Genomic DNA, 16,620 nt, shown 5'->3' with positions numbered 1-16,620 from the left:
CCAAAGTCGTCAGGTGAGGAAGCCGAAGATGAGCGCTGCCAAGGTCGCGGCAAGTACGGCTGTCGCCGCGCCGGAGCACGCCGCAATGGAGCGGACGAAGGTGCTCGTTGTCGATGACGACGAGCGTAACCTGCAGGCGATCAGCGTCGTGCTGGAGGAGATAGCCGAGATCGTCTGCGCGCGTTCCGGCGAGGAGGCCCTGCGCTTTCTGCTGAAGGACGAGTTTGCAGTCATCCTGCTCGACGTCTTCATGCCCGGGCTCGATGGTTATGAGACGGCCGGCTTCATACGCCAGCGCGAGCAATCAAAGCGCACGCCGATCATCTTCCTGACGGCCATCAACAAGGAAGATGCGCATATGTTGCGCGGCTACGACGCTGGTGCCGTCGACTACGTCTTCAAGCCCTTCGACCCCGTCATGCTCCAGTCGAAAGTCGCGGTTTTTGTCGACTTGTTCGAGAAAACCCGCGAGATCAAGCATCAGGCCGAGATCGAACAGCGCCTGATGGAGGAGAATCTCCGCGCCAAGTCGGAGAGATTGCTGGCGGAACAGGCGCTACGCCGGTCCGAAGAGCGTCAGGAAGCCATCTTGCGGTCCGTGCCCATCTGCTTCCACTCCCGCGAGATCGACCCACCCTTCGGCGCACGCTTCGTCAGCGAGGCGGTCGAGCGGCTGACCGGCTTTCTGCCGGAGCGCCTGACCGCAGAGCCGGAGTTCGGGCTGAGCCGGGTTCATCCGGATGACCTGCCGCGTTTGACGAGGGCGCTAAACGGCGCGCGCGAGACCGGCTCCTACACCTGCGAATTCCGCTGGCGCTGCGCTGACGGCGGCTACCGCATCTTCCTCGACCAGGGCGTCATCTCGACCGGCGACGACGGAAAGCCGGCAGAAATATTGGGCACGCTGCTCGACGTCACCGACCGCCGGCAGCTCGAAGACCAGCTCATGCATTCGCAGCGGCTCGACGCCATCGGCAAGCTGACGGGCGGCATCGCGCACGATTTCAACAATCTTCTCGCCGCGATCCTAAGCGGGCTCGGCCTGCTGGAGCGCAGGGTGCCGACAACCGAGGAAACCACCCAGATCCTCCAGATGATGCGCCATGCCGCCAAGCAGGGCGCCGAGCTCATCAACCGCATGCTTGCCTTCTCCCGCCGCCAGCGGCTGAAGCCGGACACGGTGCGCCTCACCCATCTCGGCGAAACGATGAACGGGCTGGTGGCCCCGGTTCTCGGCGGCCTTGTGCGCTTCGAATGGCGGGTGGACGAAAGCGTGTGGCCTGCCTATGTCGACGCCGGGCAGCTGGAACTCGCTCTTTTGAACCTGATCTTCAATGCGCGCGACGCAATGCCGTCGGGCGGTACCATCACCGTGCGTGGCTCCAACAGGACCGTCGAACACGATCTGGAGGATCTGCCGGCCGGCGACTATGCAGTGCTGACCGTCGAGGACACCGGTTTCGGCATCTCGCCGGATCTGCTGGCCAAGGTCATCGAGCCGTTCTTCACTACCAAGGACGTCGGCAAGGGTACGGGGCTGGGTTTGAGCACCGTCTATGGTTTCGCCAAGCAGTCGGGCGGCACGCTGCGCATCGAGAGTGTCGTCGACAGCGGGACCGCCATGCACATCTGGCTGCCGAGATCGTTGCAGGAGCCGGCTGCGCCTTCGGCTCCGCCGAAGCCGGCGGGCAAGCAGTGGTCCCGCTCCGGCAAGAAATCTCCGGTCATCCTGCTCGTGGACGACAGCATCAGCCTGCGCGAGCTGACCGTCCGCGTGCTGCGCGACAACGGCTTCAACGTCGTCAGCGCCGGCGGCGGCGCCGAGGCTCTCGGCCTGCTCGAGCGCGAGCCGCAAAAATTCGACCTTATCCTGACCGATTTCGCCATGCCGCTGGTTTCGGGCCTCGACGTCATCCGCTTTGCGCGCAGCGTCCGGGCCGACTGGCCGGCCATCATCATGAGCGGTTACGCCGACGCCCATGCCGTCGCCGACCGTCCGGGAGACGTGCCGCTTCTGAGCAAGCCGTTCACCGACGCCGCGCTGATCGACGGCATCCAGGCCGCTCTGGTGAAACCGGCTTCCGCGGCCCGGGCGTCCAGCTAACTGCGGCTGCCTTCCACTGCGAGTTCTGCGCGGCTGCTCCGCGGCTGGCGGCACATAAAAGCGACTGCCGCGAAGGCGATGAGACCCAGGGCGCCGATGGCGGCCAGCCAGCCCAGCGCGACGGCCGTGCCTCCGAGCGCCATCATAAGCGACAGGCCGAAAGGCGCGACCGAGGATGAAAGCTGGCGCGCCGCGGATACCCAGCCAAGCCGGGCTCCGTAGCCATGCCGGCCGAAGAGTTCGAGCGGCAGCGTTCCGCCGACAATGCTGGTCAGGCCGGAACCGAGCCCGAACAGGACAACAAAGGCAAGGCCGCCGGCCAGCATCGGCGACGTCAACAGGAGAACGCCAAGACCGACCGGAAGCAGGCAGGCCGCGATCACGGCCAGCCTGGTTTGCGCCAGCCGTCCGCCAAAGACCATGTTGGTCAGGCGGCTCAGCACCTGCGCCGGACCAAACAGGGTGGTGACGAACACGCCCGCCGCTCCGAACCCCAGCGCCGCCGTCAGCGGCACCATATGCACCAGCACGGAGGAGAGGACAAAGCCCTCGATGGCGAAGCCGGCGAGCATCAGCAGGAATATTCCGGGCCGGCCGATTGCGCGTCCACCGTCCGCAGGCTCCGGCTGCGCGCCGCCCTCGCCTGCCGCCTTGGCTCTGGTCTGGACCGGGAAGCGGGCGAGCCAGACATGGATCGGCAGGCACAAAACCAGATTGAGCGCGGCGAAGACGAAATAAACTTCCCGCCAATCCAGATGCGCGTGCAGCGTCGCCGTCAGCGGCCAGAAAAGGGTCGAGGCGAAGCCGGCGATCAGAGTGAGATGCGTGATGCTTCGCTGCGCGCCCTGCCCTCCGATCTGCACGATCGCGGCAAAGGCGGTACTGTAGAGCACGAAGGAGGCCGCGATCTCGACAACGACCAGCGCCAGCACGAATACCGGGCCTGACGGGGCGAGCGCCGGTGCAGCAAGCGCCATGGCGGCGAACACCGACCCGAACGTCATCAGGCGGCCTGCACCGAACCGGTCCGCCCAATGGCCCGCCACCGGAGCCACGATCGCTCCGGCGAGCAGCGACGCCGACAGCGCTCCGAATATCCACTGCTCCGGCCAACCGAAATCGGCGGCCATCGCCGGCGCAAGGATACTGAACCCGTAATAGAGCGTGCCGTAGCCGACGATCTGGGTGAGCCCCAGCGCCCAGATGACCGCGGCCGGCGTCTTTCGTGTCATTCGGCGGGTTCCAGCGATTTGTCCGAGGCAGTCGCTTGTATGTCTGCCGATCTGCCGCCGCAACCGCAGCCGGCACGGCCCTCCGCCTTGGCATCCGCATCGGCGACGCAGCACGCATCGATCTGTTTCGGCGCGGGTCCACCGCAGCATCCGGACGACGCCTTCTCTCCGTCCCCTGCGGCTGGCCCTGCGCTGCAGACGCCGGTTTCCGGTAGCACGAGGTGCACTTCACGCGCTGCGCGATGATCCCCGGCGATCTCGGCAACCACCGAGCGTACCTGCTCGTAACCGGTCGCCATCAGGAAGGTCGGCGCGCGGCCGTATGACTTCGACCCGACGATCGTGAAGCCAGTCTCCGGATGGGCGAGTTCCTCGACCCCATGCGGCGGGACCGTGCCGCAGGAATGAAGGTTCGGGTCGATGAGCGGAGCGAGCGCCGGTGGCGCTTCCACGGCCGGATCAAGCGCGACGCGAAGCTCGCTAAGGAACGACAGGTCGGGCCGGAAGCCTGTCGCGGCGACGATGCGGTCCACCGACAGGCTGAAGGGTTTCCCAGCCAGAGTCGCCTCGACCGCGAGACCGTCACCCGTCGCTTCGATGCTATCTGCCGAGAACGGAGCCAGCATGTTCATGCTGCCGTCCTCGATCGCCCGCTTGGCGGCCAGGCCGAGCGCACCGCGCTCCGGCAGTTGGTCGTTCAGGCCGCCGCCGAGAAGCTTCGCGACACTGTTGCGGCGGAGCGCCCAGAAGATCTCGGTGCCCGGCGCCTCGCCCTGAAGCTCTATCAGCGCCAGCGCCACATTGATCGCGGAATGTCCGCCACCGATCACCAGCACGCGTTTTCCGGCATAGTCGCTCCTGCGCGCGCCGATCACGTCCGGGATGCCGTAGGCGATCCGTTCGCCTGCCTCGCGCTCCCCCGGAACCGGAAGACCGTCGACGCCGATCGGATTGGGCCGCGACCAGGTTCCTGACGCGTCGATCACAGCGCGGGCAAGCATGCGGTGCTCCCCATCTGCATCCCGATAGCGGATGACGAATGGCGACTCCTGCCTGCCTTCATCGGAGACCTTGTCGTGTCCCCGGCGCGTGATCGCCGTCACCGCCGCGCCAAGCCTCAGATTGGGCGCGATCTGCGGAAGCGCCGCCAGCGGTGTGAGATAGTCCCGTACGATCTCCGATCCCGTCGGCAGCGCCTCGTCGTCCGGGGCTTCCCAGCCCGATTGCTCGAGCAGCGACCGCGCCGCCGCATCGCTATTATAGCGCCACGGCGAAAACACCCGGACATGCCCCCATTGGAGCAGCGCCGAGCCGACCGTCTCGCCACGCTCGAAGACAATCGGTGTCAAGCCGCGCAATACCAGATGAGCAGCCGCCGCCAGACCTACGGGACCGGCGCCGACAATCGCAACAGGAAGTTCTCCGTTCAAAGTCATGTTCACACCTTCCATCCTTCTAGTAACTTCGAATTATCAAGTCAAAAAAATGCCGGCCTTATGCAACCGCTTCTTTCGCCACCGGCGGGCAGGTTCCATCGGCACAGCATTCGTCGGCCAGGTAGCCGATCAGTGCCTGCATGCCTGGATAATGGGCGCGGCAGATCAGCGTCGTCGCCTGCCGCTCTTGCGTCACCAGTCCGGTGTCGACCAGGCGCTTCAAATGATGCGAGAGCGTCGAAGCGGCTATATCCAGCTTTTCCTGGATACGCCCGACTGGCAGCCCCTCCTCCCCGGCGCGAACCAAGGTGCGGTAGAGTTGGAGCCGGGTCGGATTTCCCAGCGCTTCGAGTTGATTGGCTGCTTTTTCGAGTTTCATGGAAATACCATATTGCTGGCCTTGTGGGTTGTCAATAGAATTTCGATGAAAATCGAAATAGATGGCGATACGGCAGGCTGTCAGCCGCGCCGGCCCCTGGATCCGCTCACCACCTCGCCGTCTTCTTTCGTGAAAGAGCCGATCTCCGGATTGGGCAGGACCTCGAGGACCCGTTCGGAGGGCCGCGCCAGAACCGAGCCCAGCGGCGTCACGACGATCGGGCGATTGATCAGGATCGGGTGCGCCAGCATGAAATCTATCAGTTCGTCGTCGCTCAATTTCGGATCGCCCAGCCCAAGCTCCGAATAGGGCGTGCCCTTCTCGCGAAGCAGTTCGCGCGGGGTCATTCCCATCGCCTTGAGAAGCTCGACAAGTCTTTCGCGCGACGGCGGATTCTTGAGATATTCGATCACCTCCGGCTCCTCGCCGGACTGCCTGATCATGGCCAGCGTGTTGCGGGACGTGCCGCAGGCCGGATTGTGATAGATAGTGACGGTCATTCGGCAGGCCCTTCAATCGGCGTTGCGCGGCGCACAGCGGGGCCGCTCTCGTACCAGCCCTTGCTGCGGTTGACGATCCACACCACGGACAGCATGACCGGCACCTCGATCAGCACGCCGACCACAGTGGCGAGAGCCGCCCCCGAATTCAACCCGAACAATACGATCGCCGCGGCTACTGCGAGCTCGAAGAAGTTGGATGCGCCGATGAGGGCCGACGGCCCGGCGACGCAATGCCGTTCACCCGAAATGCGGTTCAGGAGGTAGGCAAGCCCCGAATTGAAATAGACCTGGATCAGGATAGGCACGGCAAGCAGCGCGATCACCATCGGCTGGGCGATGATCTGCTCGCCCTGGAACCCGAACAAGAGCACGAGCGTCGCCAGCAGCGATACCAGGGACAGCGGCTGCATGGCAGCGAGCAGGCTGTTCAGCGCGCCCTCGCCCCCGCTCGCGAGTACGCGGCGGCGGACTACCTGTGCTACGATTACCGGAATGAGGATGTAGAGGACGACCGATAGCACGAGCGTATCCCAAGGCACGGTGATCGCCGACAGCCCGAGGAGCAGTCCAACGATCGGCGCGAAGGCGACGATCATGATCGCGTCGTTGAGCGCAACCTGCGACAGCGTGAAATTCGGCTCTCCCCTGGTCAGGTTCGACCACACGAACACCATCGCCGTACAGGGCGCCGCCGCCAGGATGATCAGGCCGGCAATATAGGAATCGATCTGGTCGCCGGGCAGCCAGGGCCGGAACAGCCAGCCTATGAAGAGCCAGCCGAGCAGCGCCATCGAGAACGGCTTCACCGCCCAGTTGACGAATAGCGTTACGCCGATGCCGCGCCAATATGTGCCGACCCGGGCAAGCGAGCCGAAATCGACGCGCAGCAGCATCGGGACGATCATCAGCCAGATGAGCACCGCCACCGGTATGTTGACCTTGGCCACTTCAGCCGCGGCGATTACGCGGAACGCCCCCGGCAGGATGTGGCCGAGCGCTATGCCGGCAACTATGCAAAGCGCGACCCAGAGCGTCAGGTATTTTTCGAAGAAGCCGATGCCGGCCGGCGTACGCTCGGCGGTGTCGAAAGTGCGGTCTGTCATTTCGTATTCCTCGGGTCAGCCGGCCTCGGGCAGATTGCGCCCGATCTCGTCCAGCCGCTTCTGCAGCGAGAGCCGGTCCAGCCTGGCCATCGGCAGGTTGGTGAAGATCGAGATCCGGTTGTTGAGCATGCGGTATGCGTCGGCGAAGGCGAGGTGCTTTTCCGCCTCGGTGCCGTCGACCGCCGCGGGGTCCGGCACGCCCCAATGCGCTGTCATCGGCTGCCCCGGCCACACCGGGCAGGCCTCGTTCGCCGCATTGTCGCAGACGGTGAAGACGAAGTTCATCTCCGGCGCGCCCCGGGCGGCAAACTCTTCCCAGCTTTTCGAGCGGGCAAAGGAAGCATCATGGTTGAGGCTCGTGAGAAGTTGGAGGGCGTAGGGATGCACCTCGCCTTTCGGCTGCGAACCGGCCGAGAACGCCCGGAAACGGCCCTGCCCCACGCGGTTCAGGATCGCCTCGGCGAGAATGGACCTGGCCGAATTCCCGGTGCAGAGAAACAATACGTTGAAAAGCTGGTCGCTCATCGGCGAAAATCTCCCTAGCAATTGCAGGTGACGGCCTGGATCACTGGCTGGCAGAGCTCCGGCGAACCATTGCAGCAATCTTCCATCAGGTAGGCCAAAAGATCGCGGAAGCCGGTCATGTCGGCGACGTAGCGTACGGTGCGACCGTCGCGTTCGGCGCGCACCAGGCCGGCGTGATCGAGCACTTTCAAATGCGCCGACATGGTGTTCTGCACCGCACCGAGGGAGGTTGCGACCTCGCCGGCCGGCATACCTTCGGTGCCAGCGCGCACCAGCAACCGGAATACTTCGAGCCTCGTATCCTGGCCCAGCGCGGAGAGGCTGGCGAGCGCTGCCTTTTTATCCATGTATCCACAAATCCAGATTAATTAGATTAAGGAGGACGTAACAGATGGATGACGATAGCGCAACTGCGGTGTTGGCCTGCGTGCCTTCAATCTGGCCCCGGACTGCCACGGGTTCACGGCGAGTTAGCACTCGTCGGTCGCGAGTGCCAAAATTTTTGCCGGAGCCTCTTGAAAGCTGAAATTTCCAAACTAGCTCGATAATCGCGCGGCGCCTCAACAAGGGTCGCGGCTCCCCGCGCCGCCCGATATTGCCGGCCCGGTGCGCAGGGACCTCAAATCTGTTTGTCCATGAGGAGAGCAACATGACGTTCCGTCCATTGCATGACCGTATTCTGGTTCGCCGCGTCGAGGTCGACGAGAAAACGGCCGGAGGCATCATCATCCCCGACACCGCCAAGGAGAAGCCGCAGGAGGGCGAAGTCATCGCCACCGGACCCGGCGCGCGCAACGAAGCCGGCCAGCTTCAGCCGCTCGACGTCAAGGTCGGAGACCGTATCCTGTTCGGCAAATGGTCCGGCACCGAGATCAAGCTGAACGGCGAGGATCTGCTCATCATGAAGGAAAGCGACGTGATGGGCGTGATCGAGAACACCGCCGAACTGAAGAACGCCGCCTGACGGGTTCTGACGGCGAACCACCAGTCAATGAAAGCTGCCTATTCGAAGGAGTGATCCAATGGCTGCCAAGGAAGTGAAGTTCCACACCGACGCTCGCGAGAAGATGCTGCGCGGCGTCGACATCCTCGCCAATGCGGTGAAGGTGACGCTCGGCCCCAAGGGCCGCAACGTCATTCTCGACAAATCGTTCGGCGCCCCGCGCATCACCAAGGACGGCGTCACCGTCGCCAAGGAAATCGAGCTCGAGGACAAGTTCGAGAACATGGGCGCGCAGATGGTGCGCGAAGTCGCCTCCAAGACCAGCGACATCGCCGGCGACGGCACCACGACAGCGACCGTGCTCGCCCAGGCCATCGTCAAGGAAGGCGCCAAAGCGGTGGCGTCGGGCATGAACCCGATGGACCTGAAGCGCGGCATCGACAAGGCCGTGGAAGCGGTCGTTGCCGAGCTGAAGGCCAACGCCCGCAAAGTCACCAACAATGACGAGATCGCGCAGGTCGGCACCATCTCGGCCAATGGCGACGCCGAGATCGGCCGCTTCCTCGCCGAGGCCATGCAGAAGGTCGGCAATGAAGGCGTCATCACCGTCGAGGAAGCCAAGACCGCCGAGACCGAACTCGAAGTCGTCGAAGGCATGCAGTTCGACCGCGGCTATCTCTCGCCCTATTTCATCACCAACCAGGACAAGATGCGGGTCGAGCTGGATGAACCTTATGTGCTGATCCATGAGAAGAAGCTCTCCAACCTGCAGGCCATGCTGCCTGTGCTGGAAGCCGTGGTCCAGTCGGCCAAGCCGCTGCTGATCATCGCCGAGGACGTCGAGGGCGAGGCTCTCGCCACGCTGGTGGTCAACAAGCTGCGCGGCGGGCTCAAGGTCGCGGCGGTCAAGGCGCCGGGTTTCGGCGACCGCCGCAAGGCCATGCTGGAAGATATCGCGATCCTGACCGGCGGCACCGCGATCAGCGAAGATCTCGGCATCAAGCTCGAGAATGTGACGTTGGAGATGCTCGGCAGGGCCAAGAAGGTTGTGATCGAGAAGGAGAACACCACAATCGTCGACGGCGCCGGCCGCAAGGACGAGATCCAGGGCCGCGTCACGCAGATCAAGGCGCAGATCGAGGAGACCACCTCTGACTACGACCGCGAGAAGCTGCAGGAGCGGTTGGCCAAGCTTGCAGGCGGCGTGGCCGTCATCCGCGTCGGCGGCTCGACCGAGGTCGAGGTCAAGGAGCGCAAGGACAGAGTCGACGACGCGTTGCATGCGACGCGCGCGGCGGTCGAGGAAGGCATCCTGCCCGGCGGCGGCGTGGCGCTGCTCAGGGCCGCCAAGGCGCTCGAGACGGTGCAGGTCGACAATCCCGACCAGAAGACCGGCGTCGAAATCGTACGCAAGGCGATCGAGTGGCCGGTGCGCCAGATCGCCGAGAATGCTGGCGCCGAGGGCTCGATCATCGTCGGCAGGCTGCGCGAAAACGCCGACTTCGGCTATGGTTGGAACGCCCAGACCAACGAGTTCGGCGATCTCTACGGCCAGGGCGTGATCGACCCGGCCAAGGTCGTGCGCACCGCGCTCCAGGACGCCGCGTCGGTCGCCGGCCTGCTGGTGACCACCGAGGCCATGGTTGCCGAGAAGCCGAAGAAGGAAACGCCCGCTCCGGCCATGCCGGGCGGCCCGGGTATGGACTTCTAGTACGGCGCAGGTCCACGCCCGCAGCGGGCGTGGACCTGCATTGAGGTTATAAGAATGCGGAGCTGGTCTGCAGCAATGTTCCCCCAGCGGCTGGGATCAGCGCCAGTTCGCCTTGACGGCTGCATTTGAAACTCGATGCGATCGGCGTTAAGCAATCTCGATGGAACGCCATGCGAGCCCGACACAGAGTTCCGCCGGCGCGGCGGCTACTGTCGCATTCATAGATCTTGCCGGATTCAGCGCCATTGCGGACGTCTACGGAGACGCAGCCGCGATAGACGTGCTCGACATTTTCGAGAAAATGGTCCGCGAAGCCCTGGACGGATATGAACCGCCGATCAAATGGATCGGCGATGAGGCGATGCTCTCGTTTCCCGAGCCGGAAATCGCGATCCAGGTTCTCGGGACACTGTTGCAGGCATGCCGAAAAGAGCCGCGCCTGCCGCTAACGCGTGCAGGGCTGAACCATGGGCAGGTCATCCGCAGGGGAAGTGATATATTCGGATCGACCGTCAACATAGCAGCGCGCATCGCCGCGCTTGCAGCCCCCGGTCAATTGCTTGCTACTCAACCAATTGCCGAGACGGCTGCCGCCAAAGGAATCGTGGTGCGTGATCTCGGAAAAATGGCGCTTAGATCGGTAGCCGATGAAGTCCCTCTTTACGAGATCGAGCTTGCCCCGTCGCCAGACCCGGCCTGGATCGATCCGGTGTGCAAGATGCATGCTCCTTATGCATCGTATCGGCGGGCTGCCCCGGACGGCCCGTGGTTTTGCTCGCCCCAATGCGAAGAGGCGTATCGCAAGTCGCCGCAGACCTATCCGCTGCCTCGATGAGAGGCTTGCCGTCCTCCGGCCCAACCCGCCCGCGTCGACCATTATCCCTTGATGCGCAAAGTCCGCGAGTGGCCAGACCGTCACCTCACTCCTCGCGCCTGATGTAGCTGAAATATTCAAAATCGGCTGGCATGCCGGAGCCGCTCGTGTCGAAAGCGGCCATGCCGACGAAGGCGCCGGTGAAGGAGCCATGCTCGCCGCGGCCGCCCTCGTCGGAAATGACGCTGGCGTCCAGCACCGGTCCTGCCTTCGTCCAATCGCCGCCTTCCCGATACCAGAACTGCAAGGTGTCGCCTGCCACTTCCGCGGCGAGACCGATCGGACGCTCTCCGCGGAGCGGCAGCGGCTCGGCGAGCGGAAAGTCCAGCTTGCCGTTCGGCCAGTCGCCGGGGCAGGACAGGATGGTGAGCACGCGGCCGCGGCTTGCGTCATGCGTGACGGCCAGGAAATGGAACTTGTGGCGGTTATAATAATGCGTCAGCCCGGCCGCCTGCTGGAAACTCTCCGGCGCAAAGGCGAGTTCGGTTTCGGCGCGGAAGGAGAAATCTTCCTGCCGCCGGGCGACCAGCGCCTGCTCGTACCAACTGCCGATCGATTCGCGCCCGAAGAGGCGTAGAGCGCCGGACTTTCCGGATAGCGAGAAAAGCCGCTCGGGATAAGGCGTTCGCAGCCACTGAAAATCGAGCGGCAGCTCTGCGCCGTCGAAATCATGGCGAATCGTCTCAGGGCGTGGCTTGCGCAAAGCCGCAGCGGGCGCCGGCACCTCGACCTCCGGCACGGGTCCGCCCTTCTCGAGCCGCAGCCAGCCGTCCTCACCCCAGGCGCATTTCTGTATAGCCGTCTCGCGGCCGAGCGGCGAGCGCCGCAGTCCCGGCAAAGGCCGCGAGCAGAGATGCGTGTGATAGACCGCGCCGTCCGGCGTCTCGACGATCTGACCGTGGCCGGCGCGCTGCAGCACGGCTGTCGGCGCGTCCTTGGAGGTGATGACGTGCGTGTCGGGGTGAAGCTCATACGGGCCGCCAATGTCACGCGAGCGGGCCATGGTGACGGCATGGCCGTAGCCGGTGCCGCCTTCGGCGGTGGTCAGATAATACCAGCCGTTGCGCTTCCAGAGATGCGGCCCCTCGACCAGCCCGTGCGGGCTGCCGGCAAAGATGTTCCTGACCGGCCCGACGAGCTTCTTGCCCGCCGGATCGTACTCCTGCAGAAGTATCCCGGCAAAGGATGGATGCTTGGGGCTGCCGCCGACGCCGGTGGAGACATGGTTCCAGACCATGTTGAGGAACCACTTCCTGCCGTCGTCGTCATGGAAGAGCGACGGGTCGAAGCCGCTCGAATTGATATAGACCGGATCCGACCATGGGCCCTCGATCGATGGCGCCGTCACGATGTAGTTGTGCGCATCCTTGAAATTGCCGTCGAGCCGCTTGACGTCGGTATAGACCAGCCAGAACAGCCCGTCGGCATAAGAAAGACACGGCGCCCATATGCCGCCGGAATCGGGAGCGCCGCGCATGTCGAGCTGGGCGGCGCGATCGAGAGGGCGCTTGACCAGCCGCCAGTTCACGAGATCGGTCGAATGGTGGATCTGGACGCCGGGATACCATTCGAAGGTCGAGGTGGCGATGAAGTAGTCCTGCCCGACGCGGCAGATCGACGGATCTGGATTGAAACCGGGCAGGATAGGATTACGGATCATCGGCATCACCTGTGGCTTGCGAGCGGCGCTCAGACCGAGGCCGCCGGAGATTGGAATCGGCCTCCCGCGCAGATTGCGCCTCGCTGCCGACGTTCTCTTCCCTAGCGTGTCGATCCGCCGTGGCAAAGACCTTGATGACCGATCGGCAGGAATGATTTCTTCTGGGCGATTTCCACCACGAATCGGTGGTCAAATCCGAGAAGAATGTTTTGACGCTGACGGGATTTCCGTGGGATTTCGGCGTCAATCCGTATCGCTCCATACGATTTATCCCCATTTATGGCGTGGTCACGCTGTTCTGGCCTTGCGCCAGAACAGCGGAAACTCTAGGGAATTCAGCGCCGAGCGTCGGCACGGAGTGTAGCGCAGCCTGGTAGCGCACCTGATTTGGGATCAGGGGGTCGCAGGTTCGAATCCTGCCACTCCGACCAGCGAACCAGATGATGAGGCACTGATGTCAGCGCGCATTTTCAGCCCCGCCAAGACCGCCATGCAGTCGGGCAAGGCCAAGACCGGCTTCTGGGTTCTCGAGTTCGACGCCGAAGAGCCCCGCAAGATCGACCCGCTGATGGGTTACACCAGCTCCGGCGACATGAAGAGCCAGATCCGCCTCACCTTCAACACGAAGGAAGAGGCCGTCGCCTATGCGCAGAAGCACGGCATCGCTTTCAGGGTGCAGGAGCCGAAGGAAGCCAAGCGCCGGCAGATTTCCTATGCGGAGAATTTCCGCTATGACCGCAAGATCCCCTGGACGCATTGAGCGCGAATTCCCGCGCCAGGCGCGCCGTGGCGGACGCGGCCCGCAAGGGCGGCGTGCGGTCCCGTAGCTCAGCTGGATAGAGCACCGGCCTTCTAAGCCGATGGTCGCAGGTTCGAATCCTGCCGGGATCGCCATTCCCCTCTTGAGGGTGAGACTTTTCAACGCCTTACCGGCGATTTCGGCTAACCCGGTTCCGGGGTTAGCCAATTTTCGTGTTCCCTTTGTTCTCACCGTCACGCACCTTTCAGCTTCTTGATGCCGCTTGCGGCTAGGTGCTTCGCATTGACTGCGCGGCAATAGAGTTCGATTTCCTTGATGTCTCGGTGGCCGGTGATGGACATGATTTCCAGCGCCGAACATCCGGCTTCCGCCAGCATGCGACATGCCGCCTTGCGAACCCCGTGAGGCGAACTTTTCGGGGGTAGTCCGGCATCCCGTGCGGCTTCGATGATCCAGTTGGTGAAGCCTTGTTCCGTGCGAGCCGAGCCGCGTCCGGTCACGATGAAATTCAGGTGGCCGTGCTTGATCGTATCGAGGAATGCCCGGAAGTCGGGATGCACCGGGATTTGAAGCTGAACGGTTTCACCGCTCTTTTTCGTACTGATAACGATATGGTCGCCCTGAACGTGCTGGCGTCCAAGCCGCACCGCATCCGACCGGCGAAGGCCGGTGTAGAGAAGGATTTCAACGGCGACACGCTGTGGTGAGCCTTCCGGCCAACGGGCGCGGAACTTGGCAAGATCGTCATCGGTCCATGTGCGAATGCCCGCCGTCTTGTATTTCACCCGGTCCACAAGGCGCATCGGGTCGTCCCGGCGGTAATTCCATTTCACCGCGCACTGCATGAGCGTAGCAAGGCGCTTGCGAAGGTTGCTCGCCATCGACTTGGACTTGGCCGCTTCCTCGCCCAAGATCATATCGACGTGCTTGGCTTCTAGAAGCGCAACCGGCTTGTCGCCGTGCTTCTGCCGAAAGCGTTCAAGCTGGTTCCGATAGGCAGCCTGCGTCGAGCTCTCTAAGGCCGTGAACAGGGACGAAGCGTAATAATCGGCAACGAGCGCGGTCACGGTGCCAGCTTTGGTGCGGGATGCGCCAATCAACGGCGGATCGGCGGGAGCGCCCTCTTTGGCCTTGTCATAGGCTAGCCACCATTCTTTTGTGAACATTGGCCACGGCAAGGGGATTTGCGGCTGGCCGGGGCGACGAAAATAACAACGGGGTTTGCCGTGCCGGTCACTGTAGACGTGTACATATTGCGGCTTCTTGTGCCGGATCATGGCAGCACCTCGTCCCACGGATTGGGTTCGTCGGCAGGCTTCGCGGCGTCAGCGATCAAGACGCGCACCGCGCCGTCCGGGCGCATTTCGTAGCCGCCGACGCTCTTGCCCATCGCCTCTATGGCCTTCGTCATCCGTCTCATCGTCGGCACGGCGGACTTGGGCTTTGGGCGTTGCGCTATCATTTTCGCGATGAAGGGGAGCGGCGGCTTAGTCATCGTTAGCTTCGCCGGTCAGGTCTCTGATTTCGGCTTTTCCTTCACCGCCTGCCGCATCAAAAAGCTGCTTCGCACTTGCCTTGGCTTCAGCGTGGGTCTTTGATGCCAAATGCTTGCCGATCTTATGCGCCCAGTAGATACCGCGCAGGTCTTTGCTGATCGTGACTAGGGTGCTGCTCATGCAGCCCTCGCTTCGGTCGCCTTCGCAGCCTTTAAAATCGCGATGATCTCTCGGTTCTGCGACCGTTCATTTTGTGCCGCTCGCTTTGCGATCCATGCCGACAGTTCGGCGGGTAGACGTGCCGTGAGCTTGACCTTATCGTCCATCTCAGTGCCTCCATATGTGCCACCATATTGTGGTGGCACTTTACTGGCGCGTCAAGGTCATTCTGGCGGCAGCGTCGGGTTAGGAGCAAACTATGCCGGTGTGGATGAAACTAAGCGTGCGCCTGCCGTTGCAGGTTCACACCGCCCTTTCCAAAGAGGCGAAGGCATCTGCGGTATCCCTCAATCAACTGATTGTGGACCGGCTAAACGCCTCGGTAGGCGGGGCCTATGTCACCGAGGATCAAGCAAACGATGGCGCAATCCTTCGGCGCTTAAAGGAGGTCGAGGAACGACTTGACGCTTTGGAAGGTAAGACGAGAAAAGCTAAAACTACTCTTTGATAATGAAATTTGCCCGCTCAAGTAGTTCGTCAAACGTCACGATTTCAATTGACCGCGTGTCCCTCCGAAACAGCTCGAACGTATCACGCTTGATGTTGGTTTCGCGTACGTTGCCCGACCGACCAAATTCCGCACGATTTCCGATGACCAGTATTGTCTTGGCGTCGCGGGTTCTGGCCTCCAAACGGCTTGTGCCCGCCTTGTTGAAATGCTCGCCGGATTGTGCCGCGTTAAGCCACTCCGCTTTTTGCTCTAGGACTTGCGAGATTGCATCCATGAAGTCGGCGCTGAACCGCCACGTTCCCGCACGGGCGGACTTCTGAGGTTGGAATATAGGCGTGTCAGGTCGCTTGATCTCCACCAGTACAGTGTAGTCCGTGAAGTTCATCAGGAAATCGACCGTGGGCTTTTCACGGTTGTCCGTGCCGCCTGCACCGACAACCATTTCCCGGTCGAACTGTCGCATGATCCTGTAGTCAAGACCATAACCAAAGACCCAATTCTGGGCCTCAAAGAAGTCTTGCCAATTTGCTTCAGACCACGCTCCCAAAGCAAGTTGGGCGTCAAATTGCTCAAGAGCCTGTCGGCGGCCAAGCAGTAGGTTAATTTCCTCCTGAGTTAGATTGTCGTGGAGGGACCGAAAGAGGCGTTCCCTTTCGTTGGCATCGAGCTTCTTGATTTTGCCGATCAGCGCCCGGTCGGTTGCATCGGTGATGATCTTCGGACCGGCAGCTTCAGATAGGTCTTCAATCTGGAAACGCTCTTCATTGGACAAGTCGATGAATTTCAATCGGCGAAGGAACTCCAAGAGCCGTTCAAATTCGTCAGCCCTGAAAGTGAAAGCCTCCTTCTCGTAGCCTTCGTACCAGCCGCCAGCACGGGACTTAAAGGTTTGTAGCGTTATGCGCCGAATAGCTGCGTCGTCTTGGCTAATCAATGCAGTGACCTGTGTCTTGCGCTGGTCGCCCGTAAGCCGCAAGCAAAGTGCGCCTTCCACCTCTCCTAGGACTGCACGCTCCGTCCCCTCGAAAACAGCGTGGGCGAAGCGTCTGCGCTGTTCATTGACCGCGCCATGCGTGAAGACTTTGGAGAGGTAGATTTTCCCCTCCTTGCGTAGCTTAAAGTATTCGGCATCGTTTTCAGACACGGACTTCCTCCCCTTCGGAAAGACCATACTTCGGTGTAAACTGGGAAACCGTCAACGACAGCAGCTTCGGCGGCGATGGA

General features: G+C 62.5%; 19 protein-coding genes and 2 tRNA genes. 8 read left to right on the top strand and 13 right to left on the bottom strand.

Annotated elements, in window-relative coordinates:
• Positions 1 to 28 precede the first annotated feature (28 nt).
• Positions 29 to 2,104 (top strand): response regulator, encoded by a 2,076-nt coding sequence (locus ABVK50_RS08700; protein WP_353641943.1) that lies wholly within the window; start codon positions 29 to 31, stop codon positions 2,102 to 2,104.
• On the opposite strand, the gene arsK is transcribed toward ABVK50_RS08700, so the two are convergent.
• The 7 genes from arsK to ABVK50_RS08665 form a co-directional block, all read right to left on the bottom strand.
• Complete coding sequence (gene arsK, locus ABVK50_RS08695; RefSeq protein WP_353641944.1) at positions 2,101 to 3,336, bottom strand: arsenite efflux MFS transporter ArsK; 1,236 nt, start codon at positions 3,334 to 3,336, stop codon at positions 2,101 to 2,103. The genes ABVK50_RS08700 and arsK overlap by 4 nt on opposite strands.
• Positions 3,333 to 4,772 carry an NAD(P)-binding domain-containing protein gene (locus tag ABVK50_RS08690; protein ID WP_353641945.1) on the bottom strand — a complete coding sequence of 480 codons (1,440 nt, stop codon included), beginning with the start codon at positions 4,770 to 4,772 and terminating at the stop codon, positions 3,333 to 3,335. Before ABVK50_RS08690 ends, arsK begins: the two co-directional genes overlap by 4 nt.
• A gap of 58 nt (positions 4,773 to 4,830) precedes the next feature.
• Complete coding sequence (locus ABVK50_RS08685; protein WP_353641946.1) at positions 4,831 to 5,151, bottom strand: metalloregulator ArsR/SmtB family transcription factor; 321 nt, start codon at positions 5,149 to 5,151, stop codon at positions 4,831 to 4,833.
• Positions 5,152 to 5,231: 80 nt separating this feature from the next.
• Positions 5,232 to 5,651, bottom strand: coding sequence for an arsenate reductase (glutaredoxin) (gene arsC, locus ABVK50_RS08680; protein ID WP_353641947.1), 420 nt, complete (start codon positions 5,649 to 5,651; stop codon positions 5,232 to 5,234).
• Positions 5,648 to 6,712: an ACR3 family arsenite efflux transporter gene (gene arsB / locus ABVK50_RS08675; RefSeq protein ID WP_353645973.1), complete on the bottom strand. Its 1,065-nt coding sequence runs from the start codon at positions 6,710 to 6,712 to the stop codon at positions 5,648 to 5,650. Before arsB ends, arsC begins: the two co-directional genes overlap by 4 nt.
• A gap of 60 nt (positions 6,713 to 6,772) precedes the next feature.
• A complete protein-coding gene (locus ABVK50_RS08670) occupies positions 6,773 to 7,282 on the bottom strand; it encodes an arsenate reductase ArsC (RefSeq protein ID WP_353641948.1) in 510 nt (169 codons plus the stop codon).
• A 14-nt stretch (positions 7,283 to 7,296) separates the two neighbouring features.
• Complete coding sequence (locus ABVK50_RS08665; protein WP_353641949.1) at positions 7,297 to 7,629, bottom strand: helix-turn-helix transcriptional regulator; 333 nt, start codon at positions 7,627 to 7,629, stop codon at positions 7,297 to 7,299.
• 302 nt (positions 7,630 to 7,931) lie between these two features.
• Here ABVK50_RS08665 and ABVK50_RS08660 point away from each other — a divergent pair, with 302 nt between their 5' ends.
• The 3 genes from ABVK50_RS08660 (at position 7,932) to ABVK50_RS08650 (ending at position 10,771) form a co-directional block, all read left to right on the top strand.
• Positions 7,932 to 8,246 (top strand): co-chaperone GroES, encoded by a 315-nt coding sequence (locus tag ABVK50_RS08660; RefSeq protein WP_353641950.1) that lies wholly within the window; start codon positions 7,932 to 7,934, stop codon positions 8,244 to 8,246.
• 58 nt (positions 8,247 to 8,304) lie between these two features.
• Positions 8,305 to 9,936 carry a chaperonin GroEL gene (groL, locus tag ABVK50_RS08655; RefSeq protein WP_353641951.1) on the top strand — a complete coding sequence of 544 codons (1,632 nt, stop codon included), beginning with the start codon at positions 8,305 to 8,307 and terminating at the stop codon, positions 9,934 to 9,936.
• A gap of 160 nt (positions 9,937 to 10,096) precedes the next feature.
• The gene (locus ABVK50_RS08650; RefSeq protein ID WP_353641952.1) at positions 10,097 to 10,771 is read left to right on the top strand and encodes an adenylate/guanylate cyclase domain-containing protein; all 675 of its coding nucleotides are present in this window, start codon (positions 10,097 to 10,099) and stop codon (positions 10,769 to 10,771) included.
• 85 nt (positions 10,772 to 10,856) lie between these two features.
• Here the strand turns inward: ABVK50_RS08650 and ABVK50_RS08645 are convergent, their stop codons facing one another.
• Entirely contained in the window at positions 10,857 to 12,479 is a 1,623-nt protein-coding gene (locus ABVK50_RS08645; RefSeq protein WP_353641953.1) for a glycoside hydrolase family 43 protein, read from the bottom strand.
• A gap of 345 nt (positions 12,480 to 12,824) precedes the next feature.
• Here ABVK50_RS08645 and ABVK50_RS08640 point away from each other — a divergent pair.
• From ABVK50_RS08640 to ABVK50_RS08630, 3 genes are all read left to right on the top strand, one after another.
• A tRNA-Pro gene (locus ABVK50_RS08640) sits at positions 12,825 to 12,901 on the top strand.
• 23 nt (positions 12,902 to 12,924) lie between these two features.
• Entirely contained in the window at positions 12,925 to 13,230 is a 306-nt protein-coding gene (locus ABVK50_RS08635; RefSeq protein ID WP_353641954.1) for an ETC complex I subunit, read from the top strand.
• Between the two features lie 57 nt (positions 13,231 to 13,287).
• A tRNA-Arg gene (locus tag ABVK50_RS08630) sits at positions 13,288 to 13,364 on the top strand.
• Positions 13,365 to 13,463: 99 nt separating this feature from the next.
• On the opposite strand, the gene ABVK50_RS08625 is transcribed toward ABVK50_RS08630, so the two are convergent.
• The 4 genes from ABVK50_RS08625 to ABVK50_RS08610 form a co-directional block, all read right to left on the bottom strand.
• Positions 13,464 to 14,507 (bottom strand): tyrosine-type recombinase/integrase, encoded by a 1,044-nt coding sequence (locus ABVK50_RS08625; RefSeq protein WP_353641955.1) that lies wholly within the window; start codon positions 14,505 to 14,507, stop codon positions 13,464 to 13,466.
• Positions 14,504 to 14,641 (bottom strand): hypothetical protein, encoded by a 138-nt coding sequence (locus ABVK50_RS08620; RefSeq protein WP_353641956.1) that lies wholly within the window; start codon positions 14,639 to 14,641, stop codon positions 14,504 to 14,506. Before ABVK50_RS08620 ends, ABVK50_RS08625 begins: the two co-directional genes overlap by 4 nt.
• Before the next feature lie 76 nt (positions 14,642 to 14,717).
• Positions 14,718 to 14,906 carry a hypothetical protein gene (locus ABVK50_RS08615; protein ID WP_353641957.1) on the bottom strand — a complete coding sequence of 63 codons (189 nt, stop codon included), beginning with the start codon at positions 14,904 to 14,906 and terminating at the stop codon, positions 14,718 to 14,720.
• The gene (locus ABVK50_RS08610; protein WP_353641958.1) at positions 14,903 to 15,052 is read right to left on the bottom strand and encodes an Arc family DNA-binding protein; all 150 of its coding nucleotides are present in this window, start codon (positions 15,050 to 15,052) and stop codon (positions 14,903 to 14,905) included. The genes ABVK50_RS08615 and ABVK50_RS08610 overlap by 4 nt, the downstream gene beginning before the upstream one ends.
• 92 nt (positions 15,053 to 15,144) lie before the next feature.
• On the opposite strand from ABVK50_RS08610, the gene ABVK50_RS08605 reads away from it, so the two are divergent.
• Positions 15,145 to 15,393, top strand: a complete 249-nt coding sequence (locus ABVK50_RS08605) for a toxin-antitoxin system HicB family antitoxin (protein ID WP_353641959.1) — start codon at positions 15,145 to 15,147, stop codon at positions 15,391 to 15,393.
• Here ABVK50_RS08605 and ABVK50_RS08600 read toward each other — a convergent pair.
• The gene (locus ABVK50_RS08600) at positions 15,383 to 16,540 is read right to left on the bottom strand and encodes a Shedu immune nuclease family protein (protein WP_353641960.1); all 1,158 of its coding nucleotides are present in this window, start codon (positions 16,538 to 16,540) and stop codon (positions 15,383 to 15,385) included. The two genes, ABVK50_RS08605 and ABVK50_RS08600, sit on opposite strands and share 11 nt — an antisense overlap.
• Between the last annotated feature and the right edge of the window lie 80 nt (positions 16,541 to 16,620).

The organism is Mesorhizobium sp. WSM2240, from assembly GCF_040438645.1.
GTDB lineage: Bacteria > Pseudomonadota > Alphaproteobacteria > Rhizobiales > Rhizobiaceae > Allomesorhizobium.
This window is presented reverse-complemented; position numbering and strand designations above follow the sequence as displayed.

Excerpts from the sequence above, each read along its gene's own strand:
- groL (WP_353641951.1), top strand. The coding sequence starts at position 8,305 with ATGGCTGCCAAGGAAGTGAAGTTCCACACCGACGCTCGCGAGAAGATG.
- ABVK50_RS08605 (WP_353641959.1), top strand. The coding sequence starts at position 15,145 with ATGCCGGTGTGGATGAAACTAAGCGTGCGCCTGCCGTTGCAGGTTCAC.
- ABVK50_RS08700 (WP_353641943.1), top strand. The coding sequence starts at position 29 with ATGAGCGCTGCCAAGGTCGCGGCAAGTACGGCTGTCGCCGCGCCGGAG.
- ABVK50_RS08635 (WP_353641954.1), top strand. The coding sequence starts at position 12,925 with ATGTCAGCGCGCATTTTCAGCCCCGCCAAGACCGCCATGCAGTCGGGC.
- ABVK50_RS08665 (WP_353641949.1), bottom strand. The coding sequence starts at position 7,629 with ATGGATAAAAAGGCAGCGCTCGCCAGCCTCTCCGCGCTGGGCCAGGAT.
- ABVK50_RS08650 (WP_353641952.1), top strand. The coding sequence starts at position 10,097 with ATGGAACGCCATGCGAGCCCGACACAGAGTTCCGCCGGCGCGGCGGCT.
- ABVK50_RS08670 (WP_353641948.1), bottom strand. The coding sequence starts at position 7,282 with ATGAGCGACCAGCTTTTCAACGTATTGTTTCTCTGCACCGGGAATTCG.
- ABVK50_RS08660 (WP_353641950.1), top strand. The coding sequence starts at position 7,932 with ATGACGTTCCGTCCATTGCATGACCGTATTCTGGTTCGCCGCGTCGAG.
- ABVK50_RS08690 (WP_353641945.1), bottom strand. The coding sequence starts at position 4,772 with ATGACTTTGAACGGAGAACTTCCTGTTGCGATTGTCGGCGCCGGTCCC.
- ABVK50_RS08685 (WP_353641946.1), bottom strand. The coding sequence starts at position 5,151 with ATGAAACTCGAAAAAGCAGCCAATCAACTCGAAGCGCTGGGAAATCCG.
- arsC (WP_353641947.1), bottom strand. The coding sequence starts at position 5,651 with ATGACCGTCACTATCTATCACAATCCGGCCTGCGGCACGTCCCGCAAC.
- ABVK50_RS08625 (WP_353641955.1), bottom strand. The coding sequence starts at position 14,507 with ATGATCCGGCACAAGAAGCCGCAATATGTACACGTCTACAGTGACCGG.
- ABVK50_RS08620 (WP_353641956.1), bottom strand. The coding sequence starts at position 14,641 with ATGACGAAGGCCATAGAGGCGATGGGCAAGAGCGTCGGCGGCTACGAA.
- ABVK50_RS08615 (WP_353641957.1), bottom strand. The coding sequence starts at position 14,906 with ATGAGCAGCACCCTAGTCACGATCAGCAAAGACCTGCGCGGTATCTAC.
- arsK (WP_353641944.1), bottom strand. The coding sequence starts at position 3,336 with ATGACACGAAAGACGCCGGCCGCGGTCATCTGGGCGCTGGGGCTCACC.
- ABVK50_RS08610 (WP_353641958.1), bottom strand. The coding sequence starts at position 15,052 with ATGGACGATAAGGTCAAGCTCACGGCACGTCTACCCGCCGAACTGTCG.